General features: G+C 74.1%; 1 protein-coding gene. It reads left to right on the forward strand.

Annotated elements, in window-relative coordinates; translation table 11 throughout:
- Nucleotides 1-119 precede the first annotated feature (119 nt).
- A partial coding sequence (locus tag RM844_RS32475; protein WP_311671033.1) for an XdhC family protein occupies nucleotides 120-468 on the forward strand: 349 nt, incomplete at its 3' end.

Here is a 468-nt window from a genome sequence, read left to right on the forward strand (position 1 = left end):
CGGCGATCTTCCTCGTCTACTTCGCCCTCCACCCCATCGAGAGCTGGCTCGGCGTCCACTAGCGCCACCTGCCCACCCCTCCGACGCCCTTCGCGCAGACCCCCCAAGGAGACCGAGACCTGCTGGACATCGCCGAGAACCTCAACCGGTGGGTCGAGCAGGGACGCGACTTCGCCGTGGCCACCGTGGTCGCCGTCGGCGGCAGCGCGCCCCGCAGACTAGGCGCCGCCCTCGCGGTGGACGCCGACGGCACGGCGATCGGCTCGGTGTCCGGGGGCTGCGTGGAGGGCGCCGTGTACGAGCTGTGCCGGCAGGCGCTCGCGGACGGCGAGAGCGTCCTCGAACGCTTCGGCTTCAGCGACGAGGACGCCTTCGCCGTCGGCCTGCCCTGCGGCGGCGTCAGCGACATCCTCGTCACCCCGGTCCGGGCGGCCGACGCCGGCAGGCCGGTGCGCGCGGACGCCGTCG

The sequence above is a fragment of the Streptomyces chisholmiae genome (assembly GCF_031845445.1).
Taxonomy (GTDB): Bacteria; Actinomycetota; Actinomycetes; order Streptomycetales; family Streptomycetaceae; genus Streptomyces; species Streptomyces chisholmiae.